The organism is Brenneria corticis (assembly GCF_003115855.1).
GTDB lineage: Bacteria > Pseudomonadota > Gammaproteobacteria > Enterobacterales > Enterobacteriaceae > Brenneria > Brenneria corticis.
On record NZ_KZ819081.1, the window covers coordinates 144,036 to 157,016 of the forward strand.

The 12,981-nt window shown below is 59.1% G+C and carries 18 protein-coding genes; 8 read left to right on the forward strand and 10 right to left on the reverse strand.

Annotated features, from left to right (window positions below):
- Positions 1-30: 30 nt before the first annotated feature.
- Genes DDT56_RS13565 through DDT56_RS13580 form a run of 4 tightly spaced genes read right to left on the reverse strand, consistent with a single transcriptional unit; the run spans position 31 to position 4,101 of the window.
- On the reverse strand, positions 31-1,353 hold the full coding sequence (locus DDT56_RS13565; protein ID WP_136167006.1) for an MFS transporter: 1,323 nt from the start codon (positions 1,351-1,353) through the stop codon (positions 31-33).
- Positions 1,353-2,003, reverse strand: coding sequence for a DUF4286 family protein (locus tag DDT56_RS13570; protein WP_136167007.1), 651 nt, complete (start codon positions 2,001-2,003; stop codon positions 1,353-1,355). Before DDT56_RS13570 ends, DDT56_RS13565 begins: the two co-directional genes overlap by 1 nt.
- Before the next feature lie 53 nt (positions 2,004-2,056).
- Entirely contained in the window at positions 2,057-3,406 is a 1,350-nt protein-coding gene (locus DDT56_RS13575; protein ID WP_136166971.1) for an amidase, read from the reverse strand.
- Positions 3,406-4,101: a DUF2848 domain-containing protein gene (locus tag DDT56_RS13580; RefSeq protein WP_136166972.1), complete on the reverse strand. Its 696-nt coding sequence runs from the start codon at positions 4,099-4,101 to the stop codon at positions 3,406-3,408. Before DDT56_RS13580 ends, DDT56_RS13575 begins: the two co-directional genes overlap by 1 nt.
- 125 nt (positions 4,102-4,226) lie before the next feature.
- On the opposite strand from DDT56_RS13580, the gene DDT56_RS13585 reads away from it, so the two are divergent.
- Positions 4,227-4,907 (forward strand): GntR family transcriptional regulator, encoded by a 681-nt coding sequence (locus tag DDT56_RS13585; RefSeq protein WP_136166973.1) that lies wholly within the window; start codon positions 4,227-4,229, stop codon positions 4,905-4,907.
- Positions 4,908-4,922: 15 nt separating this feature from the next.
- On the opposite strand, the gene DDT56_RS13590 is transcribed toward DDT56_RS13585, so the two are convergent.
- Positions 4,923-5,813 carry an alpha/beta fold hydrolase gene (locus DDT56_RS13590; RefSeq protein ID WP_136166974.1) on the reverse strand — a complete coding sequence of 297 codons (891 nt, stop codon included), beginning with the start codon at positions 5,811-5,813 and terminating at the stop codon, positions 4,923-4,925.
- A 111-nt stretch (positions 5,814-5,924) separates the two neighbouring features.
- Between DDT56_RS13590 and DDT56_RS13595 the strand changes: the two genes are divergently transcribed.
- From DDT56_RS13595 to DDT56_RS13615, 5 genes are all read left to right on the forward strand, one after another.
- A complete protein-coding gene (locus DDT56_RS13595; RefSeq protein WP_136166975.1) occupies positions 5,925-6,836 on the forward strand; it encodes a LysR family transcriptional regulator in 912 nt (303 codons plus the stop codon).
- 133 nt (positions 6,837-6,969) lie between these two features.
- The gene (gene vapB / locus DDT56_RS13600) at positions 6,970-7,197 is read left to right on the forward strand and encodes a type II toxin-antitoxin system VapB family antitoxin (RefSeq protein ID WP_136166976.1); all 228 of its coding nucleotides are present in this window, start codon (positions 6,970-6,972) and stop codon (positions 7,195-7,197) included.
- Positions 7,194-7,610, forward strand: a complete 417-nt coding sequence (locus tag DDT56_RS13605) for a type II toxin-antitoxin system VapC family toxin (protein WP_136166977.1) — start codon at positions 7,194-7,196, stop codon at positions 7,608-7,610. The genes vapB and DDT56_RS13605 overlap by 4 nt, the downstream gene beginning before the upstream one ends.
- Positions 7,611-7,771: 161 nt before the next feature.
- Complete coding sequence (locus DDT56_RS13610) at positions 7,772-8,005, forward strand: AbrB/MazE/SpoVT family DNA-binding domain-containing protein (protein ID WP_136166978.1); 234 nt, start codon at positions 7,772-7,774, stop codon at positions 8,003-8,005.
- On the forward strand, positions 7,998-8,408 hold the full coding sequence (locus DDT56_RS13615; protein ID WP_246856778.1) for a PIN domain-containing protein: 411 nt from the start codon (positions 7,998-8,000) through the stop codon (positions 8,406-8,408). Before DDT56_RS13610 ends, DDT56_RS13615 begins: the two co-directional genes overlap by 8 nt.
- Before the next feature lie 145 nt (positions 8,409-8,553).
- On the opposite strand, the gene DDT56_RS13620 is transcribed toward DDT56_RS13615, so the two are convergent.
- Complete coding sequence (locus DDT56_RS13620; protein WP_210417026.1) at positions 8,554-8,868, reverse strand: MFS transporter; 315 nt, start codon at positions 8,866-8,868, stop codon at positions 8,554-8,556.
- A 26-nt stretch (positions 8,869-8,894) separates the two neighbouring features.
- Between DDT56_RS13620 and DDT56_RS13625 the strand changes: the two genes are divergently transcribed.
- A complete protein-coding gene (locus DDT56_RS13625) occupies positions 8,895-9,389 on the forward strand; it encodes a LysR substrate-binding domain-containing protein (RefSeq protein WP_136166980.1) in 495 nt (164 codons plus the stop codon).
- A 50-nt stretch (positions 9,390-9,439) separates the two neighbouring features.
- Here the strand turns inward: DDT56_RS13625 and DDT56_RS13630 are convergent, their stop codons facing one another.
- From DDT56_RS13630 to DDT56_RS13640, 3 genes are all read right to left on the reverse strand, one after another.
- Positions 9,440-10,165, reverse strand: a complete 726-nt coding sequence (locus tag DDT56_RS13630; RefSeq protein WP_136166981.1) for an SDR family oxidoreductase — start codon at positions 10,163-10,165, stop codon at positions 9,440-9,442.
- Between the two features lie 63 nt (positions 10,166-10,228).
- Entirely contained in the window at positions 10,229-10,567 is a 339-nt protein-coding gene (locus DDT56_RS13635; RefSeq protein ID WP_136166982.1) for a DoxX family protein, read from the reverse strand.
- Positions 10,560-11,222: a TetR/AcrR family transcriptional regulator gene (locus DDT56_RS13640; RefSeq protein WP_210417027.1), complete on the reverse strand. Its 663-nt coding sequence runs from the start codon at positions 11,220-11,222 to the stop codon at positions 10,560-10,562. The genes DDT56_RS13635 and DDT56_RS13640 overlap by 8 nt, the downstream gene beginning before the upstream one ends.
- A gap of 662 nt (positions 11,223-11,884) precedes the next feature.
- Between DDT56_RS13640 and DDT56_RS13645 the strand changes: the two genes are divergently transcribed.
- Positions 11,885-12,367, forward strand: coding sequence for a YjjA family protein (locus tag DDT56_RS13645; RefSeq protein ID WP_136167009.1), 483 nt, complete (start codon positions 11,885-11,887; stop codon positions 12,365-12,367).
- A 60-nt stretch (positions 12,368-12,427) separates the two neighbouring features.
- Here DDT56_RS13645 and DDT56_RS25210 read toward each other — a convergent pair whose 3' ends face one another.
- The gene (locus DDT56_RS25210; RefSeq protein ID WP_136167010.1) at positions 12,428-12,835 is read right to left on the reverse strand and encodes an SDR family NAD(P)-dependent oxidoreductase; all 408 of its coding nucleotides are present in this window, start codon (positions 12,833-12,835) and stop codon (positions 12,428-12,430) included.
- Between the last annotated feature and the right edge of the window lie 146 nt (positions 12,836-12,981).

Sequence of the window (12,981 nt, forward strand, 5' to 3'; positions counted from 1 at the left end):
TTCCGCTCCTTGCCCGCTTTCGTTGCCGGACTACAGCGGCTTATGCGCCGTTTCCCTGGCGGCCCACACCGCCCAGAGGGTGATAAACAGCGCCAGCGACACATACAGGGAGATCGCCAGCGTACCGCCGTAAGCGCTGAACAGCGACGTGATGATCAACGGCGCGAAACCGCCTCCGACGATCCCCGCCAGCGTATAGGCCAGCGACGACCCCGCGTAGCGTACGTGGGTAGGAAACTGCTCGGTGACGAACGCCGCCTGCGGCCCGTACATCGCCGCGTGAATCAGCAGCCCGACCACCACCGCGATGCAGATCTGCACCGGCTGCGCGCTGTCCAGCAGTACGAAGAAGACAAACGCCCAGATCACCGCCGCCAGCGCGCCGCCCATATACACCGGGCGACGCCCGAAGCGGTCGGAAAGCATACCGAACAGCGGCACGGCGATGGCGTTGCCGCAGGCTCCCAGCATGGTGGCCGTCAGCGCCAGCGGCCGCGGCAGGTGCAGCACCGTCGTCACGTAGGTCAGGGTAAAGACCACCACCAGCGCGTACAGCACGTCGGAACCGATGCGCGCCCCGCCGGCGATCAGCAGTGAGCGCGGATATTGACTGAACACCTCGCGGATCGGCGCCTGGGTAATGTCCTTGTTTTTTTCCAGCTTGAGGAAGGCGGGCGTCTCGCCGACGCCGCGGCGCAGCCACAGGCCGAAAATGACCAGCACCAGGCTCAGCAGAAAGGGAATGCGCCAGCCCCACAGTTGGAAACTGTCCGCCGACATCGACAGCGTAACCAGGGTGATAATACCGGTGCCGATCAGCGTGCCGCAGGACGGCCCGACCTGGGCGAACGAGGCGTTGCGCCCGCGCTGATGCGGCTTGCCGTGCTCCATCGACAGCAGGACGGCGCCGGCCCATTCTCCTCCCAGCGCGATGCCTTGCACAAAGCGCAGCGTGACCAGCAGCAGCGGGCTCCAGATCCCCCAGGTGGCGTAGCCGGGCAGTATCCCCATCAGCGCCGTGGTCACCCCCATGATGATCAGCGTGGCGACCAGCACAAAACGCCGTCCCAGCACGTCGCCCAGGTGGCCGAAGACGATGCCGCCGATCGGCCGCGAAACATAGCCGACGGCATAGGTGGAAAACGCCAGAATGGTGCCCACCAGCGGGTCGAACGACGGGAAAAACACATGATTGAAAATCAGCGCCGCCATAATGTTGTAAACGGTAAAGTCATACCATTCCAGCGCGGTGCCGATGGAGCTGGCCGCGGCCAGCTTACCGGTATTCGGCGTTGCGGCGGTCTGTTCCTGCGGCGACGCCCCTGGCGCCGTTTCGGTGGTAGCGGTATTCATCATTTCAGCTCCTGTGCGGTAAGTTGCCAATTGAAGGCGTAGTGCAGAAAGTTATCGGCAGATAGGTTCAATGCGCGGCTCGCCAGGGCGCTCAGATGCGCGCCGGCGGCGGGGCCGCTGCTTTCCACCAACAGCAGCGGCAGCATGGGGCGTGAATCGCGGGACTCGTTGGGCAGCGGCGTGCTCAGCGCGGCGTCCGGCAACAGCAGGCTGCTGGCGACAAATCCCGCTTCGGCCGACAGCGTTTCCCCCAGACGCAGAACGCTATCGATCAGCGCGCTATCCGGCGCCGGTTCGAGCGCCAGTATGCTGAGCTGGCTGCCGGTGCCTTGTCCGGTCACGGCTTGCACCGCGCAGACCCGGCGCATCGGATCGCGCATGCGGCGCAGATTGGTTTCCGACCAGGCGGTCTGGCGGGTAAAGGCGGCCTGATAGGCCGACGAGGTAAAGCACTCCAGGGAAAGGGTTTTATACAGGCCAAGATATTTGCGGCCGCCCTGCGACGCCTGATAGCGCGTGCCGCTGAGGAAACCGGGGATGCGTACTCGTTCTTCCACATGCTCGCGATCGTACCATCGATTGAAATCCGCCTCATCCTGCGCGGCGACATCGGTGGCGACCAGCAGCATTCCATTGGGGGAAGGGGAAATAGCCATGGATATTCTCCTGTTAACTCAAATAAGACGGCGATGCCGCCGGAAAATTAGGCGTCGGCAAGGCAACGCTCAATCGACAGCGCCCACCCCAGCAACGCGTCGTCATGCAGCGGCAATCCCGCCGCCATCAGCCCGACCGGGGCATCGCCCGGCGGCTGACACGGCAGCGAAAGGGCGCAGCCGTCCAGGAAATTGATTACCGAAGGATTGCGCAGCGCCGCGCCGTTGATGCGGAAATAGGCGTCGTCATCCGCCTCCAGTTCGGCGATGGTCGGGGCGATAAAGGGGACGGTGGGCATCAGCAGCGCATCGTAGTCCTGAACTTCGGCGCTCACGCGTCGCTGCCAGTCGGCGCGCTGCTGCGCTAGCAGCAGCCGATCGCTTTCTCCCAGCGCGGCGCCGCGACGAATACGCGACAGCACCCGCGGGTCGTACTCGTCCGCATGGCCGGCGATCAACGACTGATGCCAGCGCCATGACTCCAGCGCGGTGAAGCCGCCGGCGGCGTTGATGGCGGCCAGTTCGGCGAACGCCGCGCAGGGCACGGCTTCAATTCGCGCTCCCGCCTGCGCCAGACGCCGCAGAGTCAGATCGAAGGCCGCGGCGACCGCGTCGTCCAGTCCATCCAGCACCAGCGTTTGCGGCACGCCAAAGCGCGCCTGCGCCAACGGTCTTGCCTGCGGCGTCAGCGATTGCGCGGCGATTAGCCCGTCCAGCGCGATACAGTCGGCGACGCCGTGCGCAATAACGCCGATGGAGTCCAGCGACGGCGACAGCGGCAGCAGCCCCGCGTCATCAATGCGGCGGGCGGTGGGCTTATAGCCGGTCAGGCCGCAGAATGCCGCCGGAATGCGCACCGAGCCGCCGGTATCGCTGCCGACCGCGCCGAAACACATGCCGTCCGCCACCGCCACCGCGGCGCCGGAAGACGAGCCGCCCGGAATCCGCCGCGCGTCGCGATCCCACGGATTGGCTGGCGTGCCGTAGTGCGGATTGATCCCCAGGCCGGAATAGGCGAATTCGGTCATATTGGTCTTGCCCACTACCACGACGCCGGCCTGCAAGAGCCGAGAGACCACGGCGGAGTGGCTTGCGGCGGCCGGCGCCGCCGCAAGTACTCGGGAACCGGCGGCGGTCGGTTCGCCGGCGACGTCGAACAGGTCTTTGATGGAGACCGGCACGCCGTCCAGCGCCGAGAGCGGATGCCCTGCCGCGCGCCGCTGGTCGGCCGCCTGCGCCTGTTGTCTGGCCGTATCGGCGTATAGCTGGGTAAAGGCGCGCGCCCCTTCGCCCTGTGGGTCGGCGATGCGCGCCAGCGCGGACTCGGTCAGCTCAACGCTGGTGAACGCGCCCGTCGCCAGCCCGGCGGCGGCCTGTCGTAAAGTGAGTTTTTCCATCACGCCACCACCGGCAGTTCAATGCTGCGATAGCTATGGCTGAGGGTGCGGCTCAGACGTTCGTCCACCAGCGCCATGCGGAATTCCGCCGCCGGACGTATGCCGCCAATCGCCGCCATGGTGCCGCAGGTCATGGCCAGACCGTCAGCCTGCGCCGCGGTGGGCGCGTCCGTCGCCAGATAGCGTTGCAGCAGCGTCATCGGCGGTTGCAGGCCGGCCAGCGTACCCTCCTGATAGAGACGGAAGTCGCCGTCCTCCTTGATCCACGAGCGCAGAATCAGGCTGTCCCAGTGCTCGATGACTTCGCGCAGCGGCCAGGCGTCCCGCGCCACCGGCTTGACGCACAGCTGTTTCGACAGCGCGACGCTGTGCGCTTCCAGCCGACGATCGGTATGATCCGACGCCAGCGAAACATAGAGCTCGCCGCCGTGGGAGAAGATTAACGGTTCGGCCTCGCCGGAACTGGCGTCGCCGATCACTTCAACCACCGGGGATTGCGTGAGCTGATTCGCCGCCACGCGATAGAACAGCGGAATTGCACTAGGCTGAGGCACGCCGATCGCTTCCAACTCCCGAATATGGTGCAAAACCGCCTGACGATCGCGCCCGGTCCAGCCGGCGATCACCAGACGATCGATATCAACCTCCAGCGCCGTAGCGCCGCTTTTCTCCGCTAAGTTAAAGGCCAGTTTCATAAAATCCCCGCTCCAGCTAAAATTATTGTGAAATTTCACACGACTTTCATTACGGTATTAAGCGATTTTCGTGCCATGTTTTGTGTACTATGTGTCTAAAGACTTTTTCGTTGCAGGAGCTATAGGTGAAGAGCGTGGAGGAGCGGCATCAGGTATTGCCGACGGTGGAGGAGAGCGGACTGTCGCAGAACGAACTGGCCTACCGGCGATTTAAACAGTCGCTGGTGACGTTAAATTACAAGCCCGGAGAGTATTTGAATACCGCGCAGGTGATGAATGACCTGGATATGGGCAGGACGCCGGTCAACCAGGCTATCCATCGTCTGGCGAACGAGGGGTTACTCCAGGTGATCCCGCGTAAGGGCGTGATGGTGTCTCCGCTGTCCATTAACGATGCGCTGGAGCTGATCGACGTGCGCCTCACCAATGAACGGCTGTGCATACGGCTGGCCTGCCAGCGCGTGACGCAGGCGCATATCGCCGAACTGCTCGATCTGAATCAGCAGATTGCCGAGGCCAGTCAGTCCCGCGACCGGATATTGATGATGACGCTGGATCATCTATTCCATCAGATGCTGGCGCAGATCGCCGGCAACAGCACGCTGAGCGATATCCTCAGCGTGCTGCACGCCCGTTCGCAGCGCTTTTGGGCCAGCACGCTATCCAGGGAAGAACACCGCCAGGAGGTGGTGGAGGAGCATCGCGCCGTGATAGACGCCCTGGCGCAGCAGGACGCCGCCGCCGCGGAGGCCGCGGTGGAAGCCCATATCCTGTCGTTTCGTCACGCGCTGCTGCACGCTTACTGATAGGCCGGGCGCGCCTTACCCTGCCTGACAAAATTGCAGGATAGCCCGGCTGACCTGCTGCGGGGCTTCGCGCTGCGGAAAGTGTCCGATCCCTTCCAATACCTGTCGCTGGTATCTGCCTTGAAAAAAATGCTCGCGGCCGAGCGAGCTATCGGGATGGTTACAGGTATCGGCCCCGCCGTGCAGCACCAGGGTCGGCACCGACAGCACGGGAGCCGGATTCAGGCGGGCCTCGTCCTGATCATAGGCCCGATCCCCTGCGACAAAACCCCAGCGGTGGCGATACGAATGCAGCACGACCTCGGCCCAGTCGTCGCCCTGAAACGCCTGCGCGGCCTCGTCGAAGTCGGCGTCTGCGTACCAGCCCGCCGGCGCCCAGGTATCCCACATCTGGCGCGCAAAGGCTTCGCGTTCCTCCTGTACCACGCGCGCGCCGCGCGGGGTGGCCATCAGCCAGTGATACCAGTAGTTGCGCGCTTGCTGAAGGCTGATCGTCTGATTCGGATCGTTGGTGCCGTAGCCGACGGACAGCATCACCAGATGCGAAGCGACGCCGTCGCGCAGACCGCAGGCGTTGGCGGCGGCCCGCGCGCCCCAGTCATGGCCGACCAGCAGCGGGCGCGTCAGTCCCAGCACGTCGATAAATTCCAGCAGGTCGCGGCCCAGCGCCGACAGCTGCCCGCTGCGCGGCGTCGCCGCGTCTCTGAAACGCGTAGGCGCGAATCCGCGCAGCGCGGGGGCCAGCACGCGGTAACCCGCGTCGGCCAGCATCGGCGCCACCGTCTTCCAACTGGCAGGGCTATCCGGCCAGCCGTGCAACAGCACTGCCGACCGTTCACCGTGCGGGTTCAGTTCCAGATAGGCAATATCGAGCCGGGAGGTGGTGGCGATCTGTTGAGTTGGCATAGCGTCGTCTCCTGTGGTTTGCTTTGTCCCCTTGAGTCTGGCTGGATTATTCATCGTAATTAACGAATAATGTTGTTCAATTGATGATTTTTTGCGTTGAATGGAGCCGCCATGGAAACCTTACCCGCCGCCGACGGCCAGCCGCTGGATATAGTGCTGCTGCGCACCTTCCTCGAAGTGGTGAACAGCGGGAGCTTTGCCGCGGCGGCCGAACGGCTGGCGCTGACGCCGTCGGCGGTCAGCGGACATATCAAGCGCCTGGAACAGATGACGGGGTCGACCCTGCTGGCGCGCACCACCCGCCGTCTGGAATTGACCCCGGCCGGCGAAACCTTGTGCACCTACGGCCGCAATATCCTGGATCTGGAACGCGAGGCCAGGGCGAAACTGCGCGGCGCGCCGCTGCGTGGACGCCTGCGGGTCGGCGCGTCGGAAGACTTTGCCGCCGCCTGGCTGCCCCAGGCGCTACAGCGCTTTCGCGTTAGCCACCCGCAGGCGGCCATTGAGCTTAAGGTCGGCATCACCGCCGATCTGCTGCGCCAGCAGGAACACGGCCGCATCGATCTGGTCTTCGGCAAACAGTGCAGCCGCGTGGACGGAATAGGCGAACTGCTGTGGGAAGAGCCGCTGGTCTGGGCCTACGCCGCCGACCAGACGCCGGAGAGCGCAGCGACGCTGTCGCTGGCGCTGTTTCCCGAGCCGTGCATCTACCGGGAATCCGCCATCGCCGCGCTGGGCAAGATGGAACGGCCATGGCGCATCGTGTTCGAGAGCGGCAGCATGGCGGGCTGTCTGTCGGCCGCCTTGTCGGGCTTTGCCGTCACCGTTATCGCCCGCAGCCAGCTACGTGAGGGCCTGCGGGAATTGGGGCCGGACGAACAATGGCCGGCGCTGCCCGCGGCGCGCTTCTATGCGTTTGCGCGTGAGGAAACGCCCGCCGTCGCCGCCCTGATCGACGCCGCCCGTCGTATCGGCCGGCAGCGCCAATTTGGTGGGAAGCCCTACTTACAGCGCTCATTTTAGTTAGCCTGCGGGGAAATAATGTGTGCCATATGCTATCCTTTGCATATGCCTAACATATGCCTATACTGGATCTCTCTATAAGGTAAGCCATATGTTTATTCCATAGGACCGGTTTGGCGCGAGGAGTATAACCATGCGAATTGTATCAGTATTTAAAAACGGCAATAACCGGGCTATCCGTTTGCCCCGCGATCTGGATTTTGACGGCGTCACCGAACTGGAAATTTTTCGCGATGGCGACACCCTGGTGCTACGCCCGGTGAAACCCAGTTGGAACTCGTTCCTGAGCGAAGAAAAAGCGGATGCCGACTTTATGAAAGATCGCCCGGACATCGTGGAAGACGGGCGCTTTGAACTATGAGCCAGCTATATATGCTCGATACCAATATCTGCTCCTTCATTATACGCGAACAGCCGCTGGCAGTGATCAACCGGTTGCAACAGTGCGTGCTGGACAAAAATCGCATTGTGGTGTCAGCCATCACCTATGCCGAGATGCGTTTTGGCGCCGTTGGGAAAAAGGCCTCCCCGCGCCACGGCGGGCTGGTCGAGGCCTTTTGTCAGCGTCTTGATGCCATGCTGCCCTGGGATCGGGCCGCGGTGGACGCCGCCACAGAGATCAAAATAGCGCTGGCCGCGGCCGGTACGCCGATCGGCGGCAACGACGCGGCCATTGCCGGTCACGCCATCGCGACCGGCGCGGTGCTGGTGACTAATAATGTGCGGGGGTTTATCCGCGTGCCGGGGCTGACGCTGCAAGACTGGGGGAAATAGGCCAATTGTTCGGTTTCTATTTAATATAAACAACCATTGCACAATTGGAGTCGATACCAGGGTTTTCATTTACCGCTATAAATGTTGAAACCGTGGGGGGGCTTGCAATTCTTCAACTCTGGATATACATTTTTTAAATGTATATTTTTCAGGAGCGATTTATGCAGGTTTCAAAGTGGGGCAACAGTCTGGCGATACGGCTGCCGGCCGCTTTGGTTGAGGCCTTGGAACTGCGTGAGGGCGATGACATCGAGATCGTGGTGGACGACCCGCGTACGTTTGCGGTCCGCAAGAAGCCCGGCGCTGATGCGCTGCTGGAGCGGCTACGCGGCTATCGCGGCAAGCTGCCGGCCGATTTCAAGTTCAGCAGGGATGAGGCCAGCGGGCGTGGCTAAATCACGGCCGTTCCTGGACAGTAACGTCGTGCTGTACCTGTTGTCTGCGGATCCTGTCAAAGCCGACAGGGCGGAGGCATTGTTGAAGAGCAACCCGGTGATCGGTGTTCAGGTGCTCAACGAGGTGACCAGCGTATGCCGTCGCAAGTTGGCGATGAGCTGGGAAGATATCGGAAATTTTCTGGAGCTGGTTCGCGGCTTCTGCGATGTGGTGCCATTGACGATGGAGGTGCATGACCGCGCTCGCCACCTTGCGGAACGTTACCAGCTCTCGTTTTATGATGCCTGTATTGTCGCAGCGGCCGAGACGGCAGGGTGCCAGATTTTGTATAGCGAAGACATGAACCACGGCCAAATCCTGGAAGACGGCCTCATCATCAGGAATCCATTCGCTCGTGATTGACAACCTAGCGAAGTAGGGAAGGGGATGATGTTGAACACGGCCCACGGCGCGCATCATCGAAGCGTCCCGCCAAGTGACGCAGGGATATTCCCCGATCATTGAAATACCGCCGCACTTATTCAGGGGCGGTATCAGATAGTAAACGTCAACGCTTGCCCGACAACGCCCGGTTCATGGCGAACACCGTACTCAGCAGAGCGGCCGCGAGAATGACGATGACAACCCACGCGAAGGACGCAGAGCCGGTCCGTTCAAGCAAGATGCCTCCGGCAACGCCGCCGGCGGCGACGGCCATATTCCAGCCCGTGACGTACATGGATTGCGCCACATCAACCGATTCGCCGGCGAAGCGGGACAAGGCCGTCTGAGTGAGGGTGGCGAAGCCGCCGAAGGCGAGGCCCCAGATTAGCACGGAGGGATAGACCATCTGCGGCAGACGACCCCAAACGCCAAGCAGCAAGGCCGCGCAGGCAAAGACGATAATGCTTGCCGCCGCGAGGGATCGTAACCGTCGTCCGCACCGGAACGCCCAGCGATTCCCGGCTTACCGCGCGCCGCCTGGGGGCTTGCCGCCGGACGATCGTGGGCGCGCCCGCCTACTTCGACAAGGCGGGTATTCCGCTTACGCCGGAAGATTTGGCAAACCATGCCTGCCTGATCTATCGATTTCCCAGTACGGGCAAACTGGATGTCTGGCCATTGTCGCGTCCCGACGGTATGCCCGCCATCGAACTGCCCGCCAGCATGGTGACCAATAGCTTAGACCCGCAGGTCTGTTTCGCGGAGCAGGGGCTGGGCATCGCCTGTGTGCCGGAAATCGCGGTGCGCTCGCAGCTGCGGCAAGGCAATCTGATAACGGTATTGGACGACTACAACCGGCAGGAGATGATTTTTCATGTGCTTTGGCCGTCGGGCCGTCACTTATCGCCCAAGATTCGGGTATTCGTTGACTTTATCGTGGAGAGGCTTTTTCCGCTTTAGCGACGCGGTATGCGCCGCTAAAGCGCCGGTTTCTCCAAACTACTTAATCATTACCATTCAAGGGCGCCTTCGTCGTTGGCGAAAGTACCGGTCGGTCCGCTATCGTCCAGCAACGCGAACCTGATCGCGACTTGCGCCGCTTCCTCAGGGGTTCTATCGCCGTAATGATGGGTTGCGTCGGTCGCGGTCAAACCGGGGCAGATCGCGTTTACCTTGATATGGCGATCGGCCAGCTGTCTGGCATAGCTGAGGGTCAAGGCGTTCAGCGCCGCTTTCGATGCCTGATAGGTCGGCATGTAAACGTCGGCATAAATCCAGTCGGCCTGGCTACGTTTGGTAAAAGAAGCCAGAATCGAGGAGACGTTGACAATTCGCGCCTGCCCGGACTTTTCCAGCAGCGGGATCATCGCGTCCGTCAATGCGGCGGTGCCCACCACGTTGGTTTCAAGCGTGCGCGACAGTTTCTCCCGAATGGGTGGTTCAGGGGAGAAATCCATACTGATGCCGGCGTTGTTGATCAGAATATCCAGACGGCCGTATTTTTGCCGAATCAGCGCGGCCAGATTATCGATGGTCGCCTGATTGGTTGTGTCCAGTTCAACAGCCTCTATGGAAACATTCTGCGTACCGATGCTCTCGGCAACCTCACGTCCCGCCTGTAAGTTCCGTGCGCCCAACAGGACTTTGACTCCCCGTTGAGCGAGTCCCTGCGCTATTGCTTTACCAATACCTCTGGTCGCGCCGCTAACGAGCGCAATCGGCTGAGTATTACTCATGATATCTCCATCTGATTTTTTAGGTGGCAAACAGTCAGTACATGCTGATGATCCGCGGGTCCGTCACTTCCTGTGAAGATAAACGGACAGAATCAATAAGGTGAGAACGATCAATGGGGCAATCGCATGTGTATATTCACCGTGGTAAATAACGGTGGCGGCGGCTGAAAACATGATGCCGATGGCAATAATGCTTCCAACCAGTCGGCTGGCTTTTCTTACTATAAGAATGGCCGCGACCAACTCGAAAAAGCCCGTCACCAGGTGAAACCAATGGGGATAGCCCCATCTGGCGTAATCATCCGCGATAGGTTGGGGCGCGATGATGTTGCCTATTCCGCCGACCACGAAAAACGCGACTAATGCATAAGCAAGCCACTGCTTTGCGCTAATCTTACTCATTGTCTGTATCCTTGGTTGTTGCAGCCAGAAAGAGGGTGACGCTTATGGCGACCGTGTTGCGGTCCTGTTCCTCGGTGGTTTCCGCTCCGCCGGTTAGCATCTGCATCTGTGTCGCTGCGGTAACCATATTGATAAATGCATACGACAGGGCCGAGGCATCAAGGTCCTCCCGCAATGCGCCTTGAGCCTGCTGGCGCTGAATCCAGGTCTCAAGTATCGATTTGGCATTTTGATGGCCCGCGAGCCAGATCGCGCGCGACAGATGTGGAAAACGTTTACCTTCGGCAATCATAAGGCGGTGTAATTCGAGCGTGCGGGGTTGTTTAATAATGCGAAGAAGCTCCTGGCCGAATTTCTCCAACGTTTGCCTGATACAGGTATCAGACAGAACCAGCGACTCAAGAGGGGCGGCCAGTCTCTTGCACTCTTCAGCGACGACCACAGTAAAAAGTCCCTCTTTACCGCCAAATCGCTCGTAAATATTACGCCGCGATCCGCCTACCTGCTGGATAAGCCTATCCATGGAAGCCGCTTCATAACCATGTTCAAGAAATAGCTCGGTTGCCGAGCTGGTGAGTTTTTTAAGCCGTTCCGCTCCTTTGGCCCGCAGCGCTTTTCCCGGCGAACCAGGGCGTGTTGTTTCAATATCCATCATAATCAAACATAACCCTTACATCTATTACGGTACGGCAACGTACCATACCATAATTTTTTTCAAGGTGTTCACCCGTGGCAAAAAAATAACGGGTAATTTTATTGCGGCCTGAGTCAGCTCGGCCTCTACAGTGCGGATAAACCACGGGGTGCCGTGTGTACAACGAACTGCCGGTCGGTTGGGGTGCATACAACGAGGTTACGCGGCGCAGCAGGATTTTCGACGCTGTTGATAGAGAAAAAAGCGATCCGCGCAGTGAGCGGCGGCTTGCCTGGCAGGCTATAGCGGGCATGCGGCATTAGAAGGGCGTTCTTCCATTATGGCGCTGCTTGTCAAGATTGATGCCCTTCTTTTTCAGGGCGGTGATAATGTCCGCGGGGTGCTAATCATATGTTGGTTCGGACATATCGATACTGCACAGGTCTGTCTGATGGTGGCGATCCAGACGGGGTTTGCAGACCGGGAGTTACCAAAACCGGTGAGGATAAATCCTCCCCTGTTGGATCGCCATGGACGGACGCTCCAGCCAATTAAAGCTGAATGGATGGACAACACTCTTTTTTCTTTATATTCATATGCAAAATGCAGAGCTTTCTGCTTTTTATGTAACATACAACGCTGTATTTTTTCCGTATATCGGTCAAATAGAGAGTAAAAGAGTAATGAAATCAATCAGAGGCGTAGCGAGTACCGTTGGTTTGACAATTTTTATGATGGCAGGCTACGTTCAGGCAGCAAGTTTGCAGGATTCGCTTTCCAGTGCGATTGGTCAATTAGGTCAGAATAATTCTTCATCCGCAAGTCAGAGTGGACTGGCAGGGCTGCTCAACGGCGGCAATCAGACGCTGAGTGCCGGCAATATGAACAACGCTGCTGGGATTCTGCAATACTGCGTGGAACAAAAACTGGTTTCAGCAACCAATACAGAAAACGTTAAAACACAATTGCTGGATAAGCTTGGTCTTTCTTCCCAGCAGGAGAAACAACAACAGACCGACTATACGCAAGGGTTGGCTGGTCTTCTGAATACCAGCGACGGAAAACAGTTGAACCTGAATAGCATCGGGAATACGCCGCTGGCCGAAAAGGTTAAAACCAAAGCCTGTGATGTGGTATTAAAGCAAGGTGCAAATTTTATTTCCTGATAAATATCTTGTTGTTAAGGGCCTATTAAGTGGCCCTTATTGCTTTTATTTTCTCTGGCGCTATTGCGAATATGAGATCTTAAAATTTTTCAGCGTCTGTAAACAAAAATGCCGCAACGACTGAGTTAGGGTCAATGCATTGATTGCCCCTACGACGCGGCATAAACGCCTAGTAGGAGCAGCGATACGCGTTAGCGCCGACGAAAAGTTGATTATCCGCCCGCTTTCCCGAATGTGAGGCGAGGCAGCCTGGGTCAGAAAGAGGATCGAAGCCAGGTTGATAGACAGGACTTCGTTAAAGAGGGCCTCGGTGGTCGCTTCCAATGTGGCAAGCGGTGCTATGCCGGCGCAATCGATCAAAATGTCCACAGATTCTTCACCGGCATGCTTCCTGGCGGCCTCTGAAAACGCTTTCCAAAGTCCCCACTCCGCCCTATGGGCATCTTTGCTTAAATCAGCATGAAGTATAGAGTTGCACGCGTACCCATCTTTTCGACTTCGCTCACGTTTTTGAAGCCTTTCAGGGGGCCGAGATAGTTAAATAATTTGAAGTATATTTACATTACTTAATATTTTAATAATTCTAATGTATTAAGGTAATTTTATATGTTAGG